This is a genomic window from Escherichia sp. KTE31, from assembly GCF_000407925.1.
Classification (GTDB): domain Bacteria; phylum Pseudomonadota; class Gammaproteobacteria; order Enterobacterales; family Enterobacteriaceae; genus Escherichia; species Escherichia ruysiae.
Genome location: NZ_KE136723.1, coordinates 917,474 through 934,697, shown reverse-complemented (window position 1 = coordinate 934,697; position 17,224 = coordinate 917,474). Strand labels below are relative to the sequence as shown.

At 51.6% G+C, this 17,224-nt stretch carries 16 protein-coding genes; 9 read left to right on the top strand and 7 right to left on the bottom strand.

Annotated elements, in window-relative coordinates; genetic code table 11:
- Positions 1 to 36: 36 nt before the first annotated feature.
- Entirely contained in the window at positions 37 to 855 is an 819-nt protein-coding gene (locus WES_RS08960) for a DUF72 domain-containing protein (protein ID WP_016158425.1), read from the bottom strand.
- On the bottom strand, positions 852 to 1,418 hold the full coding sequence (locus WES_RS08965; protein ID WP_000891643.1) for a hydrolase: 567 nt from the start codon (positions 1,416 to 1,418) through the stop codon (positions 852 to 854). Before WES_RS08965 ends, WES_RS08960 begins: the two co-directional genes overlap by 4 nt.
- 310 nt (positions 1,419 to 1,728) lie before the next feature.
- Between WES_RS08965 and aspS the strand changes: the two genes are divergently transcribed.
- Genes aspS through ruvC form a run of 4 tightly spaced genes read left to right on the top strand, consistent with a single transcriptional unit; the run spans position 1,729 to position 5,272 of the window.
- Positions 1,729 to 3,501, top strand: a complete 1,773-nt coding sequence (aspS, locus tag WES_RS08970) for an aspartate--tRNA ligase (protein ID WP_016158424.1) — start codon at positions 1,729 to 1,731, stop codon at positions 3,499 to 3,501.
- Positions 3,494 to 3,946 carry a dihydroneopterin triphosphate diphosphatase gene (gene nudB, locus WES_RS08975; RefSeq protein ID WP_077637336.1) on the top strand — a complete coding sequence of 151 codons (453 nt, stop codon included), beginning with the start codon at positions 3,494 to 3,496 and terminating at the stop codon, positions 3,944 to 3,946. Before aspS ends, nudB begins: the two co-directional genes overlap by 8 nt.
- A gap of 29 nt (positions 3,947 to 3,975) precedes the next feature.
- On the top strand, positions 3,976 to 4,716 hold the full coding sequence (locus tag WES_RS08980; protein WP_000907234.1) for a YebC/PmpR family DNA-binding transcriptional regulator: 741 nt from the start codon (positions 3,976 to 3,978) through the stop codon (positions 4,714 to 4,716).
- A gap of 34 nt (positions 4,717 to 4,750) precedes the next feature.
- Positions 4,751 to 5,272: a crossover junction endodeoxyribonuclease RuvC gene (gene ruvC, locus WES_RS08985; protein ID WP_010350951.1), complete on the top strand. Its 522-nt coding sequence runs from the start codon at positions 4,751 to 4,753 to the stop codon at positions 5,270 to 5,272.
- Between the two features lies 1 nt (position 5,273).
- On the opposite strand, the gene WES_RS08990 is transcribed toward ruvC, so the two are convergent.
- Positions 5,274 to 5,876, bottom strand: coding sequence for a YebB family permuted papain-like enzyme (locus WES_RS08990; protein WP_016158422.1), 603 nt, complete (start codon positions 5,874 to 5,876; stop codon positions 5,274 to 5,276).
- A 248-nt stretch (positions 5,877 to 6,124) separates the two neighbouring features.
- On the opposite strand from WES_RS08990, the gene ruvA reads away from it, so the two are divergent.
- Complete coding sequence (gene ruvA / locus WES_RS08995; protein WP_000580341.1) at positions 6,125 to 6,736, top strand: Holliday junction branch migration protein RuvA; 612 nt, start codon at positions 6,125 to 6,127, stop codon at positions 6,734 to 6,736.
- A gap of 8 nt (positions 6,737 to 6,744) precedes the next feature.
- On the top strand, positions 6,745 to 7,755 hold the full coding sequence (ruvB, locus tag WES_RS09000) for a Holliday junction branch migration DNA helicase RuvB (protein WP_000568522.1): 1,011 nt from the start codon (positions 6,745 to 6,747) through the stop codon (positions 7,753 to 7,755).
- A gap of 87 nt (positions 7,756 to 7,842) precedes the next feature.
- Here ruvB and dsbB read toward each other — a convergent pair whose 3' ends face one another.
- The gene (dsbB, locus tag WES_RS09005; protein WP_000943445.1) at positions 7,843 to 8,373 is read right to left on the bottom strand and encodes a disulfide bond formation protein DsbB; all 531 of its coding nucleotides are present in this window, start codon (positions 8,371 to 8,373) and stop codon (positions 7,843 to 7,845) included.
- 145 nt (positions 8,374 to 8,518) lie between these two features.
- Entirely contained in the window at positions 8,519 to 10,060 is a 1,542-nt protein-coding gene (gene nhaB, locus WES_RS09010; protein ID WP_000406399.1) for a Na(+)/H(+) antiporter NhaB, read from the bottom strand.
- Between the two features lie 221 nt (positions 10,061 to 10,281).
- Here nhaB and fadR point away from each other — a divergent pair, with 221 nt between their 5' ends.
- On the top strand, positions 10,282 to 11,001 hold the full coding sequence (gene fadR, locus WES_RS09015) for a fatty acid metabolism transcriptional regulator FadR (RefSeq protein WP_010350948.1): 720 nt from the start codon (positions 10,282 to 10,284) through the stop codon (positions 10,999 to 11,001).
- Positions 11,002 to 11,150: 149 nt separating this feature from the next.
- Here the strand turns inward: fadR and WES_RS09020 are convergent, their stop codons facing one another.
- The gene (locus WES_RS09020) at positions 11,151 to 12,683 is read right to left on the bottom strand and encodes a SpoVR family protein (RefSeq protein WP_000190825.1); all 1,533 of its coding nucleotides are present in this window, start codon (positions 12,681 to 12,683) and stop codon (positions 11,151 to 11,153) included.
- Between the two features lie 329 nt (positions 12,684 to 13,012).
- Here WES_RS09020 and dadA point away from each other — a divergent pair, with 329 nt between their 5' ends.
- Complete coding sequence (gene dadA / locus WES_RS09025; RefSeq protein WP_001266888.1) at positions 13,013 to 14,311, top strand: D-amino acid dehydrogenase; 1,299 nt, start codon at positions 13,013 to 13,015, stop codon at positions 14,309 to 14,311.
- A gap of 9 nt (positions 14,312 to 14,320) precedes the next feature.
- A complete protein-coding gene (dadX, locus tag WES_RS09030) occupies positions 14,321 to 15,391 on the top strand; it encodes a catabolic alanine racemase DadX (protein WP_016158421.1) in 1,071 nt (356 codons plus the stop codon).
- Positions 15,392 to 15,452: 61 nt separating this feature from the next.
- Here the strand turns inward: dadX and WES_RS09035 are convergent, their stop codons facing one another.
- The gene (locus tag WES_RS09035) at positions 15,453 to 17,189 is read right to left on the bottom strand and encodes a potassium/proton antiporter (RefSeq protein ID WP_000338389.1); all 1,737 of its coding nucleotides are present in this window, start codon (positions 17,187 to 17,189) and stop codon (positions 15,453 to 15,455) included.
- Between the last annotated feature and the right edge of the window lie 35 nt (positions 17,190 to 17,224).

Below are 17,224 nucleotides of genomic sequence, written 5' to 3'. Positions count from 1 at the left end.
ATGGCCGATGGCACTTGTCTATGATAGGTGGCAATTTCAGAAAAGAGAAGATTGCTGTGGAATAGCCGGAACTGCTCCGATCTCTGGGAGTGTTTTACGCAAGTCTTCCCACAGAGTATGTACCAGTTCCGGTGCCTGGGCGATATCTGGTGTATGCAGGAAAAGATAAGGCGTGGTGGTCTGTTGCCATTGCGCTAATTTTTGTAACCAGACCTGAAATAATTCCTGGTTTTGTGTCATATCATCGCTACCGATAAAACGGATCAGCGGATTCGTCGCCGTCAACACGGCATGTACCGGAGCTTTCGGTTTTTTCCGCTGCGCGTCGCGAATGGCTTCACTATGTGGACGTGCTGCATGAACCGGACGGCTGTCTAAAATCACCCGATTAACGCCACGCTGATGCAAACCGCGATTAAGCGTTTGTTCTTCCTCGCCTTTGGTGAAAAACTGCGGATGGCGGACTTCCACACCATAGGTAAATTCGTCAGGAAGAGAATCAAGAAAGTGCCAAAGAGCTGGCAGCTCCCGTGGACCAAACGTGGCGGGCAGTTGCAGCCAGTATTGCCCAATGCGCGGCGCTAACGGTGACATGCGGGTCAAAAATTCAGTCACTAAATCATCGCAATGCCGCAATGCTGCCTGATGCGAAATAGTCGCCGGAAACTTAAAGCAAAAACGAAAATCATCGGTGGTCTGCTCGCGCCAGCGCAGAACAACTTCCGGCTTTGGCAGAGCATAAAGTGTGGTGTTGCCCTCCACGCAGTTAAAATGGCGGGCGTACTCTTCCAGGCTGGAGATCCCCAACCGCACCCATTTGGGATGCGACCATTGCGGCAGACCGATGTAAATCATAATGCGTTGAGGATCTCTTCCACGCGACGCACGCGGGCAATGCGCGGGTAGATATGGTTGATGCTGTTATTGTGCTGTTCGGTGCTGGCTGCACTGCAGGCGTCTTCGGCTATCACCAGATTAAAGCCGAGTTCCCAGGCATTGCGGGCGGTTGATTCGACGCCAATATTGGTTGAGATCCCACATAAGACGATGGTGTCAATGCCACGACGGCGTAATTGTAACTCCAGATCCGTACCGTAAAACGCACCCCATTGACGCTTGATGATTTCGATATCGCTGTCGATTGCACCTAACGCCGCAGGATGTTGCCACCAGTTTTCCGGCAACGTTCTGGCAGGTGAGGGGGCATCAACTGGCTGTTTTAATGCTTCGGCGTAATCGGCAGACCAGCCGACGCGCACCAGAAACACAGGCTGACCGTTAGTTCGAAATTTCGCCGCCAGTTTCCCGGCGCGATTAACGACATCTTCAGCAGTATGCGGTCCACCGGCAAAAGGTAAGATACCTTCTTGTAAATCAATCACCACCAGCGCAGTGGTTTTAGCATTCAGTTCAAGCATGATGACTCCAGATAAAACAAAATCGAGCCTCTCACCTTAATGCGATTAGCCGATGGCAGAACGACAAATTTTGTTAATTTTTATGTGCTCAGGCAACACCTTTATAGCAAACAAGGGTAGAGTCTGATTTCAGGCCTGATATAAAGTGGTAACGAGTCGTTCCAGAGCGGGCCAGACTCTTACGGTGCGGCAGAATTTCCAGTATAATAGCCGCCTTTTTTCATTCAGTTGTGACATACAGCTAACGCTGCGACTTAGGTCACCTGCGCAGCAGGGGACGTCCGCCGGCAGCTAAGTTAAGGGATATCTCATGCGTACAGAATATTGTGGACAGCTCCGTTTGTCCCACGTGGGGCAGCAGGTGACTCTGTGTGGTTGGGTCAACCGTCGTCGTGATCTTGGTAGCCTGATCTTCATCGATATGCGCGACCGCGAGGGTATCGTGCAGGTATTTTTCGATCCGGATCGTGCGGACGCGTTAAAGCTGGCCTCTGAACTGCGTAATGAGTTCTGCATTCAGGTAACGGGCACCGTACGTGCGCGTGACGAAAAAAATATCAATCGCGATATGGCGACCGGCGAAATCGAAGTGCTGGCGTCCTCGCTGACCATCATCAACCGCGCAGACGTTCTGCCGCTGGACTCTAACCACGTCAACACCGAAGAAGCGCGTCTGAAATACCGCTATCTTGATCTGCGTCGCCCGGAAATGGCTCAGCGCCTGAAAACCCGCGCAAAAATCACCAGCCTGGTGCGCCGTTTTATGGATGACCATGGCTTCCTCGACATCGAAACCCCGATGCTGACCAAAGCGACGCCGGAAGGTGCGCGTGACTACCTGGTGCCTTCTCGTGTGCATAAAGGTAAATTCTATGCGCTGCCGCAATCGCCGCAGTTGTTCAAACAGCTGCTGATGATGTCCGGTTTCGACCGTTATTATCAGATTGTAAAATGCTTCCGTGACGAAGACCTGCGTGCTGACCGTCAGCCAGAATTTACCCAGATCGATGTGGAAACCTCTTTCATGACCGCACCGCAAGTGCGTGAAGTGATGGAAGCCCTGGTGCGTCATCTGTGGCTGGAAGTGAAGGGCGTGGATTTGGGCGATTTCCCGGTAATGACCTTTGCGGAAGCCGAACGCCGTTACGGTTCCGATAAACCGGATCTGCGTAACCCGATGGAACTGACCGACGTTGCAGACCTGCTGAAATCTGTTGAATTTGCGGTATTCGCGGGTCCGGCGAACGATCCGAAAGGCCGCGTCGCTGCTCTGCGTGTTCCGGGCGGTGCATCGCTGACCCGTAAGCAGATCGATGAATACGGTAACTTCGTCAAAATCTATGGCGCGAAAGGTCTGGCTTACATCAAAGTCAACGAACGCGCGAAAGGTCTGGAAGGTATCAACAGCCCGGTAGCGAAGTTCCTCAACGCTGAAATCATCGAAGCCATCCTGGATCGTACTGCCACGCAAGATGGCGATATGATTTTCTTCGGTGCCGACAACAAGAAAATTGTTGCCGACGCGATGGGCGCACTGCGTCTGAAAGTGGGTAAAGACCTTGGTCTGACCGACGAAAGCAAATGGGCGCCGCTGTGGGTTATCGACTTCCCGATGTTTGAAGACGACGGCGAAGGCGGCCTGACCGCGATGCACCATCCGTTCACCGCACCGAAAGACATGACTGCTGCCGAGCTGAAAGCAGCACCGGAAAATGCGGTGGCGAACGCTTATGATATGGTCATCAATGGTTACGAAGTGGGCGGTGGTTCTGTGCGTATCCATAATGGTGATATGCAGCAGACGGTGTTTGGTATTCTGGGTATCAACGAAGAGGAACAGCGCGAGAAATTCGGCTTCCTGCTCGACGCCCTGAAATACGGTACTCCGCCGCACGCAGGTCTGGCATTTGGCCTTGACCGTCTGACCATGCTGCTGACTGGCACCGACAACATCCGTGACGTTATCGCCTTCCCGAAAACCACGGCGGCAGCGTGTCTGATGACTGAAGCTCCGAGCTTTGCCAACCCGACTGCTCTGGCTGAGCTGAGCATTCAGGTTGTAAAGAAGGCTGAGAATAATTGATATGACTTATAAGCGTCCCGTTTCGATCTTAGTGGTCATCTATGCACAAGATACGAAACGGGTGCTGATGTTGCAGCGGCGTGACGATCCCGATTTCTGGCAGTCGGTAACCGGCAGCGTGGAAGAGGGTGAAACCGCGCCGCAAGCTGCCATGCGCGAAGTAAAGGAAGAGGTCACCATTGATGTTGTGGCTGAACAACTGACCTTAATTGACTGTCAGCGCACGGTAGAGTTTGAAATTTTTTCACATTTACGTCATCGCTATGCGCCGGGCGTGACGCGCAATACAGAATCATGGTTCTGCCTTGCGCTCCCGCACGAACGTCAGATTATTTTTACTGAACATCTGGCCTACAAGTGGCTTGATGCGCCTGCTGCGGCGGCGCTCACTAAGTCATGGAGCAACCGGCAGGCGATTGAACAGTTTGTAATTAACGCTGCCTGAACAGGCAGGGCTATCTGGAGATATTTTTTATGGCAGGTCATAGTAAATGGGCCAACACCAGACATCGTAAAGCTGCGCAGGATGCTAAGCGCGGTAAAATCTTCACTAAAATCATTCGTGAGCTGGTGACCGCAGCTAAACTGGGCGGTGGCGATCCGGATGCTAACCCGCGTCTGCGTGCAGCCATTGATAAAGCACTGTCTAACAACATGACTCGTGACACCCTGAACCGCGCAATTGCACGTGGTGTAGGCGGTGATGATGATGCGAACATGGAAACCATCATCTACGAAGGTTACGGTCCTGGCGGCACTGCAATCATGATTGAATGTCTGTCTGACAACCGTAACCGTACTGTTGCTGAAGTGCGTCACGCATTCAGCAAATGTGGCGGCAACCTTGGTACTGACGGTTCCGTAGCCTATCTTTTCAGCAAAAAAGGTGTGATTTCCTTTGAGAAAGGTGATGAAGACACCATCATGGAAGCGGCGCTGGAAGCAGGTGCAGAAGACGTTGTGACCTATGATGACGGCGCAATCGACGTCTACACTGCGTGGGAAGAGATGGGTAAAGTACGTGATGCTCTGGAAGCGGCTGGTCTGAAAGCAGACAGCGCAGAAGTTTCCATGATCCCGTCAACCAAAGCCGATATGGATGCAGAAACTGCACCGAAACTAATGCGTCTGATCGATATGCTGGAAGACTGTGACGACGTGCAGGAAGTTTACCATAACGGTGAGATCTCTGATGAGGTTGCAGCGACCCTCTGATGAGGCCGGCTAACCAACAAAACGGAGACGCGTGATGTCTATTATTCTCGGTATTGACCCGGGTTCGCGCGTTACCGGCTACGGCGTTATCCGTCAGGTGGGCAGGCAACTGTCCTACCTGGGCAGTGGATGCATACGCACCAAAGTGGATGACTTACCGTCTCGTCTGAAGCTCATCTATGCGGGCGTGACGGAAATCATCACCCAGTTCCAGCCCGATTATTTCGCAATCGAACAAGTCTTTATGGCGAAGAATGCCGACTCTGCCCTGAAACTGGGGCAGGCACGCGGCGTGGCGATTGTGGCAGCGGTTAATCAGGAATTGCCGGTGTTTGAATATGCTGCCCGTCAGGTCAAACAAACGGTGGTAGGTATTGGTAGTGCTGAAAAAAGTCAGGTGCAACATATGGTGCGCACCTTGCTAAAACTACCCGCTAACCCACAGGCGGACGCCGCCGATGCGCTGGCGATTGCCATCACCCACTGCCATGTCAGCCAGAATGCGATGCAGATGAGCGAATCGAGGCTGAACCTGGCTCGCGGGCGACTGCGTTAAGTTATACCGCCTCAGTCAATTCTGGCTGAGGTGTTTCTATTCCTTCTGCATATATCAACGCCAGACCCGGATGATGCCACAAACTCGCTGGCGTGACGGTTTTACGCGCCCACGGAATCGAACCTAAAAACCAGAATTTCCAGAAAGTAAGCTTTGCATTCGGATTGCTGTTTAACAGTTCTCCAAATGTCTCTATTTCACCCACCGGGATACATAGCGCCTCTTTATAAATATCAAAAACGAATTTTGAACAGAACTGGCGGGAAGATTCGTATTTAAAACCGGTATGGTAGAGCTTGCGCAGCCGGGAGGGAACCTGTTCTACCAGCCGTTGTTTTTGCTGTTCTGTTAGCCCGGTACCTAATCGCTTTACTGCATAGAGTTGGTTAGCAGAGCGTTTAATAAAGCGGGACAGTGTGGTGATTGTGGAGAGGGGAACACGACTTTCTGCGACCAGAAAATCATCGCCGTCATGACCGATAATGATCCCGACGTGATTACTCCAGCAATTTGATGCGGCAGATATTTGACCAAATAAGGCAGCACCTATACATGTAAATACAATATCGCCAATTTCATATTCAGAAGGGTAATTAATTTTCACTTTGTCATTCCATTGAAATAAATATGAATATACGTAATACCATAAAAAATATTTTTTTAGTGGATTTATCCTCTAAATATTTAACATTACAATATTTATTTTAAAGATGACTTAGCGGATCAATTATACTGCGTCATTTTTCAGTTCATCGAGACGCCTCGCAATTTTTCTTCATCCTTCGCTGGATATCTATCCAGCATTTTTTTATCATACAACATTATCTTTGATTCATTACGCAGGAGCGTCATGTGATAGGCAGGCTGAGAGGCATCATTCTGGAAAAACAACCCCCGCTGGTGTTACTTGAAGTGGGCGGCGTAGGCTATGAAGTGCATATGCCGATGACCTGTTTTTATGAACTCCCTGAAGCGGGCCAGGAAGCGATTGTTTTCACTCACTTTGTGGTGCGTGAAGATGCGCAGCTACTGTATGGTTTTAACAATAAACAAGAGCGCACGTTGTTTAAAGAGTTGATCAAAACTAACGGCGTGGGACCGAAACTGGCACTGGCGATCCTCTCGGGTATGTCAGCGCAGCAGTTTGTGAATGCCGTTGAGCGTGAAGAACTGGGTGCACTGGTGAAATTACCTGGCATTGGTAAGAAAACTGCTGAACGCCTGATCGTTGAAATGAAAGATCGCTTTAAAGGTCTGCATGGCGATCTGTTCACACCGGCTGCCGATCTGGTATTGACCTCACCGGCAAGCCCGGCAACCGACGATGCCGAACAGGAAGCTGTTGCTGCGCTGGTGGCGCTGGGCTATAAACCACAAGAAGCCAGCCGCATGGTGAGCAAAATCGCTCGCCCTGATGCCAGCAGTGAAACATTAATTCGCGAAGCCCTGCGCGCCGCGTTATGAGGTAACGGATGATTGAAGCAGACCGTCTGATTTCTGCCGGTACGACTTTGCCGGAAGATGTGGCAGATCGCGCCATTCGCCCCAAACTACTGGAAGAGTATGTTGGTCAGCCGCAGGTTCGTTCACAGATGGAAATTTTCATCAAAGCGGCGAAACTGCGCGGCGATGCCCTTGATCATCTATTGATTTTTGGTCCTCCGGGGCTGGGTAAAACCACACTTGCCAACATCGTCGCCAATGAAATGGGCGTCAATTTACGCACCACGTCCGGCCCGGTGCTGGAAAAGGCGGGCGATCTGGCGGCGATGCTCACCAACCTTGAACCACATGATGTGTTGTTTATTGATGAGATCCACCGTCTTTCGCCTGTGGTGGAAGAAGTGCTGTATCCGGCCATGGAAGACTACCAGTTGGATATTATGATTGGTGAAGGCCCGGCAGCACGTTCAATTAAAATCGATCTCCCCCCGTTCACCCTGATTGGCGCGACAACGCGTGCTGGCTCATTGACATCGCCATTGCGTGACCGTTTCGGTATTGTGCAGCGCCTGGAGTTTTACCAGGTGCCTGATTTGCAATATATCGTCAGTCGTAGCGCACGGTTTATGGGGCTTGAGATGAGTGACGATGGCGCGCTGGAAGTGGCTCGCCGGGCGCGAGGTACGCCACGTATCGCCAACCGCCTGCTGCGTCGTGTGCGAGATTTCGCCGAAGTGAAGCATGATGGCACCATCTCGGCAGATATCGCTGCTCAGGCGCTGGATATGCTGAACGTTGATGCGGAAGGTTTCGATTATATGGACCGCAAGTTATTGCTGGCGGTAATTGATAAATTCTTCGGTGGGCCGGTAGGCCTGGATAACCTGGCAGCGGCCATTGGCGAAGAACGTGAAACCATTGAAGATGTGCTGGAACCTTATTTGATTCAGCAGGGCTTTTTGCAGCGCACGCCGCGCGGGCGTATGGCGACAGTGCGGGCGTGGAACCACTTCGGGATTACGCCGCCAGAAATGCCGTAGGTCGGGCAAGGCGTCCACGCCGCATCCAACATTAAGCTATCGACAAGATGAAGCCAGACAGGCGCTCCCGCAGGAGCGCCGAATTGATTAGCGACCAAACAGGTCACGTTTTTTCGCTTTAAACGGCTGAGAGATTACCACCAGCACTGCGACAATCAGGTAAGCAACAAAAATACCGAGCAGCCACTGCGGCATATCCAGACCTAAAAAATCCCACTGACGCTCAGCGCAATCACCAGAGGCGACAAACACTTGTGGTACCCATTTATCCAGCGGCAGCCAGTCCGGGAATCGGACCATGAAATCACAGGTCATAAACGGTGAAGGATAGAGCTGGAGCATGGTGTGCTCGTAAGTTAATTGCACGCCACGAAAAGCACTATACAGCCAGATGATCATCGCCACATAACGCAGCGGAGTTTTCGGGGCGATAGCGCCAATCAGCGCGGCGCCCAGAATGCCGAATAACGCACAGCGTTCATAAATACAGAGCACGCAAGGTTTAAGTAACATCACATGCTGGAACCACAGCGCCGTCAGTTCCAGTGCCAGAGCGGTAAACGCCATTAACAGCCACGCCCCCCGGCCTTGTGAACATTGGTTCAAAAATCGCAACATAATAATTTCCCTGCAATATGCATCGAATGCGCAGTTTAAACCAATTCATTCGTTGCGCCACCAGGAGGGAGTAAAAATAGGATGTAATTGAACAATTATCGGGCGGAAAGGCAAACCGGGCATAAATATGCCCGGTAAGTTGTTATCAAAGCGTTGCAATCCACCCCATTTGCATAAACCATTCAGTTACAGGGGCAAGAGTAAACTCTACGCAGAGTAATCCGACGAGGGTCAGTACGAGAGTGTAGGGCAGAGCCATCCACACCATGCGGCCATAAGAAAGACGTATTAATGGCGCGAGTGCTGAGGTCAACAGGAATAAGAACGCAGCCTGTCCGTTCGGCGTGGCGACGGAGGGCAGGTTGGTCCCGGTGTTGATGGCGACTGCAAGCAGTTCATATTGCTTCATACTAATAGCACCGCTCTCCATTGCCGCTTTTGCTTCATTGATATAAATCGTCCCTACAAAGACGTTATCCGAAATTGAAGACAGCAAACCGTTGAAGATATAAAACAGCGATAGCTGAGCGTGTTCTGATGCCTGCAATACAAACTGGATAATTGGGGAGAACAGTTGTTGGTCGATAATCACCGCCACTACCGAGAAAAAGACCGTCAAAAGTGCGGTGAATGGCAGAGATTCGGTGAAGGCTTTGCCGATTGCATGTTCATCAGTTACACCGGTCAGTGATGTCGCCAGAATAATGACAGACAAACCAATCAAGCCGACCTCTGCCAGATGCAAAGCCAGCGCGGTGACCAGCCAGACGCCGATAATCGCCTGGACAATCAGACGAATTTTATCCTGACGTGTACGCTGGAGGCGGCTTTGATCGTCAAACTGTTGCAGCACTTCGCGGACTTTTTCCGGCAGCGTTTCGCCGTAGCCAAACCAACGCAGCTTCTCCACCAGCAGGCAGGTTAACAGACCGCAAATCAGGACAGGGACGGTCACCGGTGACATGCGCAGGAAGAAATCGCCAAAATGCCAGCCAGCAGCTTTGGCAATGATCAGGTTCTGTGGTTCGCCTACCATGGTCATCACGCCGCCTAATGCAGTGCCGACACCCGCATGCATCATCAGGCTACGCAGAAAGCCACGGAACTGCTCCAGAACCACTTTGTAATGCTTGTCGATATGGCTGTCGTCTTGCAGGTCGGTATCTTCGGTGCGGGAAGAAGCTACGCGGTGATAAATACCATAAAAACCAACAGCAACGCTGATCACCACAGCAACTACGGTTAAGGCATCGAGGAACGCAGAGAGAAACGCCGCCGCCACGCAAAAAGAGAGTGACAGCAGCATTTTGGAGCGAATGCTTAACAGTAAACGGGTAAATATGAACAGCAGAAGCTGTTTCATAAAATAGATGCCCGCCACCATAAACATCAGTAACAGTAAGACTTCAAGATTTGCCGCCACCTCTTCACGGACGTGTTCCGCACTGGTCATGCCGATGAAGACAGCTTCGATAGCCAATAGACCGCCGGGGAGCAGCGGATAGCATTTCAGAGCCATCGCCAGAGTGAAAATAAATTCCGCGACAAGCAGCCAGCCAGCAACAAAAGGGCTGATGAGGAAAATTAACGGGTTAACAATTAAGAAAATAATAAGGGCAAGTTTGTACCAGTCAGGTGACTGACCCAAAAAATTGCGCCATAACGCGCGGCCCCAGGAGATCTCCATGATGGTTTCCCTTACCTTACAAATAATAAATGATGTTTTTATGTTAGAACGCAAAGCTTAACGGTCAGGGGGGATCGAGGCAAGTCTTGATAGTCAAGGGGAAAGAGATACAGAAAATGAAGCCTTGATCCCTTTTTTCTTCTTTTTGTCTGCTATCAGCGTTGTTAGCCCTCTGGTATGATGAGTCCAACTTTGTTTTGCTGTGTTATGGAAATCTCACTATGGTCATTAAGGCGCAAAGCCCGGCGGGTTTCGCGGAAGAGTACATTATTGAAAGTATCTGGAATAACCGCTTCCCACCCGGGACTATTTTGCCCGCAGAACGTGAACTTTCAGAATTAATTGGTGTAACGAGAACGACGTTACGCGAAGTGTTACAGCGCCTGGCGCGAGACGGCTGGCTGACCATTCAACACGGCAAACCGACGAAGGTGAATAATTTCTGGGAAACCTCCGGGTTGAATATCCTTGAGACGCTGGCGCGGCTGGATCACGAAAGTGTGCCGCAACTCATAGATAATTTGCTGTCAGTGCGTACCAATATTTCGACCATTTTTATTCGTACCGCGTTTCGCCAGCATCCTGATAAAGCGCAGGAAGTGCTGGCAACGGCTAATGAAGTGGCCGATCACGCAGACGCTTTTGCTGATCTGGATTACAACATTTTTCGCGGTCTGGCGTTTGCCTCTGGTAACCCGATTTATGGTCTGATCCTTAACGGAATGAAAGGGTTGTATACGCGCATTGGTCGTCACTATTTCGCCAATCCGGAAGCGCGTAGTCTGGCGCTGGGCTTCTACCACAAGCTGTCTGCGTTGTGCAGTGAAGGCGCCCACGACCAGGTTTACGAAACAGTACGCCGCTATGGGCATGAGAGTGGCGAGATTTGGCACCGGATGCAGAAAAACCTGCCGGGTGATTTAGCCATTCAGGGGCGATAATCCATCCATACTGATGACCAACGCATAGTTACCTGATGCGCTATGCTTATCAGGCCTTCAATATATTGAATTTGCTATATTTTATAAGCCGGATAAGACGTTTACGCCGCATCCGGCAAAATAAACCCTCCTCAAACGAGGAGGGATATTTACAGATTTCCCATTCTTGGCGGGCAACGTTCCAGTAACTCAACGCTGCCGTCTTCGTTTTGCTGTTCGAGCATCACATCAAACCCCCACAGGCGATGTACATGCTTCAGCACTTCTTTACGCCCCCGATCCAGTGGTGCGCGGTTATGTGGAATGTAACGTAGCGTCAGCGAGCGGTCGCCGCGTAAATCTACGTTCCAGATCTGAATATTCGGCTCCAGATTACTTAAGTTATATTGCGACGATAAACGGTTACGGATCTCCCGATAACCTTCCTCATTATGAATGGCGGAAATCTCCAGATAATTATGCCGATCGTCATCCAGCACTGTGAAGAAGCGGAAATCACGCATTACTTTCGGTGACAAGAACTGGCTGATAAAGCTCTCATCTTTGAAGTCACGCATCGCGAAATGCAGCGTTTCCAGCCAGTCGGAACCGGCGATATCCGGGAACCAGTATTTGTCTTCTTCCGTTGGCGACTGACAAATCCGTTTAATATCCTGAAACATAGCGAATCCGAGGGCATACGGGTTAATTCCGCTGTACCACGGGCTGTTATAGGGCGGCTGGAAGACCACATTGGTGTGGCTATGCAAGAACTCCAGCATAAAACGTTCGGTCACTTTCCCTTCATCATACAGATGGTTAAGGATGGTGTAGTGCCAGAAGGTCGCCCAGCCTTCGTTCATCACCTGAGTCTGTTTTTGCGGATAAAAATACTGGCTCACTTTACGTACAATGCGCAGGATTTCACGCTGCCATGATTCCAGCAGCGGCGCATTTTTCTCCATAAAATAGAGCAGGTTTTCTTGTGGCTCGGATGGATAGCGGCGCGCTTCGGCAACGGTTTTCTCTTCCTCGCGCTTAGGCAGCGTTCTCCAGAGCATATTGACCTGGCTTTGCAGATACTCTTCGCGACTTTTCTGCCGGGCTTTCTCCTCTTGCAGCGAGATTTTTTGTGGGCGTTTATAACGATCCACACCGTAGTTCATCAGCGCATGGCACGAGTCCAACAGCTTTTCTACCTCATCAACGCCATAGCGTTCTTCGCACTCGGTAATGTATTTGCGGGCGAAAATCAGGTAATCGACAATCGAACTGGCATCGGTCCAGCTACGGAATAAGTAATTGTTTTTGAAGAAAGAGTTATGGCCATAACAGGCGTGAGCCATCACCAGCGCCTGCATGGTAATGGTGTTCTCTTCCATCAGGTAAGCGATGCACGGATTAGAGTTAATAACGATTTCATAGGCCAGCCCTTGCTGACCGTGCTTATACAGCCGTTCAGTCTCGATAAACTTTTTACCGAATGACCAGTGCGGATAGTTAATTGGCATCCCGACGCTGGAGTAGGCATCCATCATCTGTTCTGAGGTTATCACTTCAATCTGGTGCGGGTAGGTATCCAGCCGGTAGAGTTTCGCCACCCGGTCTATCTCTGCCAGATAAATATCCAGCAGGTCGAACGTCCAGTCAGGTCCATCGCTCAAACGTGTGGAGTCCTTATTCATAGAATCGATCGTCGCCATACGCGCACCTCATTGTTGTCGGCGCTCTCTGTGTGGAGCACCTCATTTCAAGCATAGAACACCAGTTAAAAACCGCGTCGCTGGAGAATTTTTTTCTTTGCGATTTCTTATTATCGGAGTGCCAATAATTAGCTTCTGAACGGAATTTTCTGCTGGATATAAAGCTCGACCAGCAGGAGATACCAAAGACGCCATATTCCCGCACAGTCAGGGAGATGTGAGCCAGCTCACCATAAAAAAGCCATATGTTGAATAATATTTTCATCCGGGTTATCAAGATGTAATTAGATTATTGTTCTTTTACTGTATCTACCGTTATCGGAGTGGCTATGCGAGTTGTCATACTGGGAAGTGGTGTGGTAGGCGTTGCCAGCGCCTGGTATTTAAATCAGGCAGGACATGAGGTCACCGTCATTGATCGGGAGCCGGGCGCAGCACTGGAAACCAGCGCAGCAAATGCCGGGCAAATTTCTCCCGGATATGCCGCGCCGTGGGCGGCGCCAGGCGTGCCTTTAAAAGCAATTAAATGGATGTTCCAGCGCCATGCGCCGCTGGCGGTTCGTCTCGATGGTTCGCAATTCCAGTTGAAATGGATGTGGCAAATGTTACGTAACTGTGACACCAGCCACTATATGGAAAACAAAGGGCGGATGGTGCGCCTGGCAGAATACAGCCGTGATTGCCTGAAAGCATTGCGCGCCGAAACCAATATCCAGTATGAAGGCCGGCAGGGCGGGACGCTGCAACTGTTCCGCACTGAACAACAGTATGAAAACGCCACTCGCGATATCGCCGTACTGGAAGATGCAGGCGTGCCATATAAATTGCTGGAATCCAGTCGCCTGGCGGAAGTGGAACCTGCGCTGGCGGAAGTTGCGCACAAACTGACTGGCGGCCTGCAACTACCCAATGACGAAACCGGTGACTGTCAGCTCTTTACCCAGAATCTGGCGCGAATGGCGGAACAGGCGGGGGTTAAATTCCGCTTTAATACACCAGTCGATCAACTGCTTTGTGACGGCGAGCAGATCTATGGCGTGAAGTGTGGTGATGAGGTGATTAAGGCCGATGCGTATGTTATGGCATTTGGCTCTTACTCGACGGCGATGCTCAAGGGCATTGTCGATATCCCGGTTTATCCGCTGAAAGGTTATTCTTTGACCATTCCGATTGCGCATGAAGACGGTGCGCCGGTGTCCACCATTCTTGATGAAACCTACAAAATCGCTATTACCCGTTTCGATAACCGTATCCGCGTCGGCGGGATGGCGGAAATTGTTGGCTTTAACACCGAGCTGTTGCAACCGCGTCGTGAAACGCTGGAGATGGTGGTTCGCGACCTTTATCCGCGCGGCGGCCATGTTGAGCAGGCTACTTTCTGGACCGGTCTGCGCCCGATGACACCAGACGGCACGCCGGTTGTGGGGCGTACACGCTTTAAAAATTTGTGGCTGAATACCGGTCACGGCACGCTTGGCTGGACGATGGCTTGCGGTTCCGGTCAGTTGTTAAGCGATCTGCTGTCAGGGCGCACGCCGGCGATCCCGTATGAGGATCTAAGTGTAGCGCGCTACAGTCGTGGATTTACGCCATCACGTCCAGGCCATTTACATGGCGCGCACAGTTAAGGAATCGAGATGACTCGTCCGATACAGGCCAGCCTCGATCTGCAGGCATTAAAACAAAATCTGACCATTGTCCGCCAGGCCGCGCCGCGCGCGCGCGTCTGGTCGGTGGTAAAAGCGAACGCTTACGGGCACGGTATCGAGCGTATCTGGAGCGCGCTCGGGGCGACCGATGGTTTTGCGTTACTTAATCTTGAAGAGGCTATTATCCTGCGCGAGCGCGGCTGGAAAGGGCCAATCCTGATGCTGGAGGGTTTTTTTCACGCTCAGGATCTGGAAATTTATGACCAGTACCGCCTGACCACCTGCGTGCACAGTAACTGGCAGCTTAAAGCACTGCAAAATGCGCGGCTAAAAGCGCCGCTGGATATTTACCTTAAGGTGAATAGTGGGATGAATCGGTTGGGGTTCCAGCCCGATCGCGTGCTCACCGTCTGGCAGCAGCTGCGGGCGATGGCGAACGTTGGCGAAATGACGCTGATGTCGCATTTTGCCGATGCGGAGCATCCTGATGGGATTTCCGGCGCGATGGCGCGTATTGAGCAGGCAGCGGAAGGGCTGGAGTGTCGGCGCTCGTTGTCTAATTCGGCGGCAACCCTGTGGCATCCGGAAGCGCATTTTGACTGGGTTCGACCTGGCATTATTTTATATGGTGCTTCGCCGTCCGGTCAGTGGCGCGATATCGCCAATACCGGATTACGCCCGGTCATGACGTTAAGCAGTGAGATTATTGGTGTTCAGACGCTAAAAGCGGGCGAACGTGTGGGCTATGGCGGTCGCTATACTGCGCTCGATGAGCAGCGAATCGGCATTGTCGCCGCCGGATACGCCGACGGCTATCCGCGTCATGCACCAACCGGAACACCTGTTTTAGTGGACGGCGTGCGCACCATGACGGTGGGGACAGTCTCGATGGATATGCTGGCGGTCGATTTGACGCCTTGCCCGCAGGCGGGTATTGGTACGCCAGTTGAGCTGTGGGGCAAGGAGATCAAAATTGATGATGTCGCCGCCGCTGCCGGAACGGTGGGCTATGAGTTGATGTGCGCGCTGGCGCTACGTGTACCTGTTGTGACGGTGTAACTTGTGGCAAGCCGGATAAAATGCGTAAGCATCGCATCCGGCGATATCAGCCGCATCAAACTTAAGATTCGGCTTCTTCCTCCGCCACCCGAACGCCAATCTTCAACACTTCGTTATCTTCTTTCTCAGCCACCGTCCAGATCATCCCGGCAAACTCCACCTGGTCGCCGACAACCGGAGCCGCACCTAACAATTGCTGAACAATTTCACCCAGCGTTTGCTGTTTATCGCGATACTCCCGACCGTCTTCCAGACCATAGATCAGCGCCACATCGGCATATTTCGCGCTGGCTTCGAGAATGAAGTCACCAAAGAAGCGTTGATCAAGCGCGACCGGCGGCGACTGGCTAAACAGTTTTCCGAGTGCCGGAAGATCGCGTTCCCGACCAATCACGCATAACACGTCGCCTTCGCGCAGTCGGGTGCTGCCGGTGGGGTGAAGCAACTGGTTATCACGAAACAGTGCCGCAATGCGCGTCTCTTTTGGCATATGCAGATCGCGCAGCGCCGCGCCCACGCACCATTTATCGGCACTCAATTGGTAAACAAACTGCTCCCACGGATTTTCCGGATGAATATCCAGCCCAACGCGTGATACCGGACGTCCCACTGGCGGAACCACCACTTTGGCTTTTTTCGCTGCCCACGACAGCGATGTTCCCTGCAATAGCAGTGAAACCAGAACTACGAAGAAGGCGACATTAAAGAACAGACGCGCATTCTCCAGCCCCGCCATCATCGGGAACACCGCCAGGATGATCGGCACTGCGCCGCGTAATCCAACCCAACTAATAAACACGCGCTCGCGCAGATTGAAGCCACGGAACGGTAGCAATCCAGCAAATACCGAAAGGGGGCGGGCGAAGAAAATCATCCATGCAGACAAAATGAGCGCCGGAATGGCAATAGGCAACAGGTCGCTCGGGTTAACCAACAGCCCCAGCACCAGGAACATAGCGATTTGTGCCAGCCAGGCGAGGCCGTCGAAATTTTGCAGAATGCCGTAGCGGTTGCGAATCGGACGATTACCCAGCAGAAAACCGCACAGATAAACTGCCAGAATGCCGCTGCCTTCCAGCGCCGTGGTTAAAGCAAAAATTAAAATACCGCCGCTTAATGCCAGCAATGGATACAAGCCCGCAGGCAGGGCGATGCGGTTAATCATCTGCAGCAGTAAATAACCCCCGCCAAGACCGATTACGATCCCCAGGCCAAATTGTTGCAGGATGTCGACAACGAACATCCAGCTAATAGTGCTTTCATGCTGCTGGATCATCGCAATCAGGGTTATTGTCAGAAAGACCGCCATCGGATCATTGCTGCCGGACTCTATTTCCAGCGTCGAGCCAACACGTTCGTTAAGCCCTTTGCCGCCCAGCAGAGAAAAGACCGCTGCGGCGTCGGTGGAGCCGACAATTGCGCCAATCAATAAGCCTTCAATCAAATCAAGATTAAACAGCCATGCCGCCATCATGCCGGTTAAACCGGAGGTGATAAGCACGCCCAGCGTCGCCAGTGAAAGTGCAGGTCCTAACGCCACGCGAAATGAACTGGCCTGGGTGCGCATTCCGCCATCGAGCAAAATAATCGCCAGTGCCAGGTTACTTACCATGTAGGCAAAAGGATAATTATCAAACGGAATGCCGCCGACACCATCGACTCCAGCCAGCATACCGATCGCCAGGAAAATAACCAGAATCGGAATGCCAAGGCGGGAAGAAAATGAACTAAGTAAAATACTGCTGGTGACAAGGATGGAGCCTAAGATAAAAAGGCTAATAATTGTTGCGGCATCCAACGGTCGGTTACTCCTGATTACGCTGTCTCGTGCTA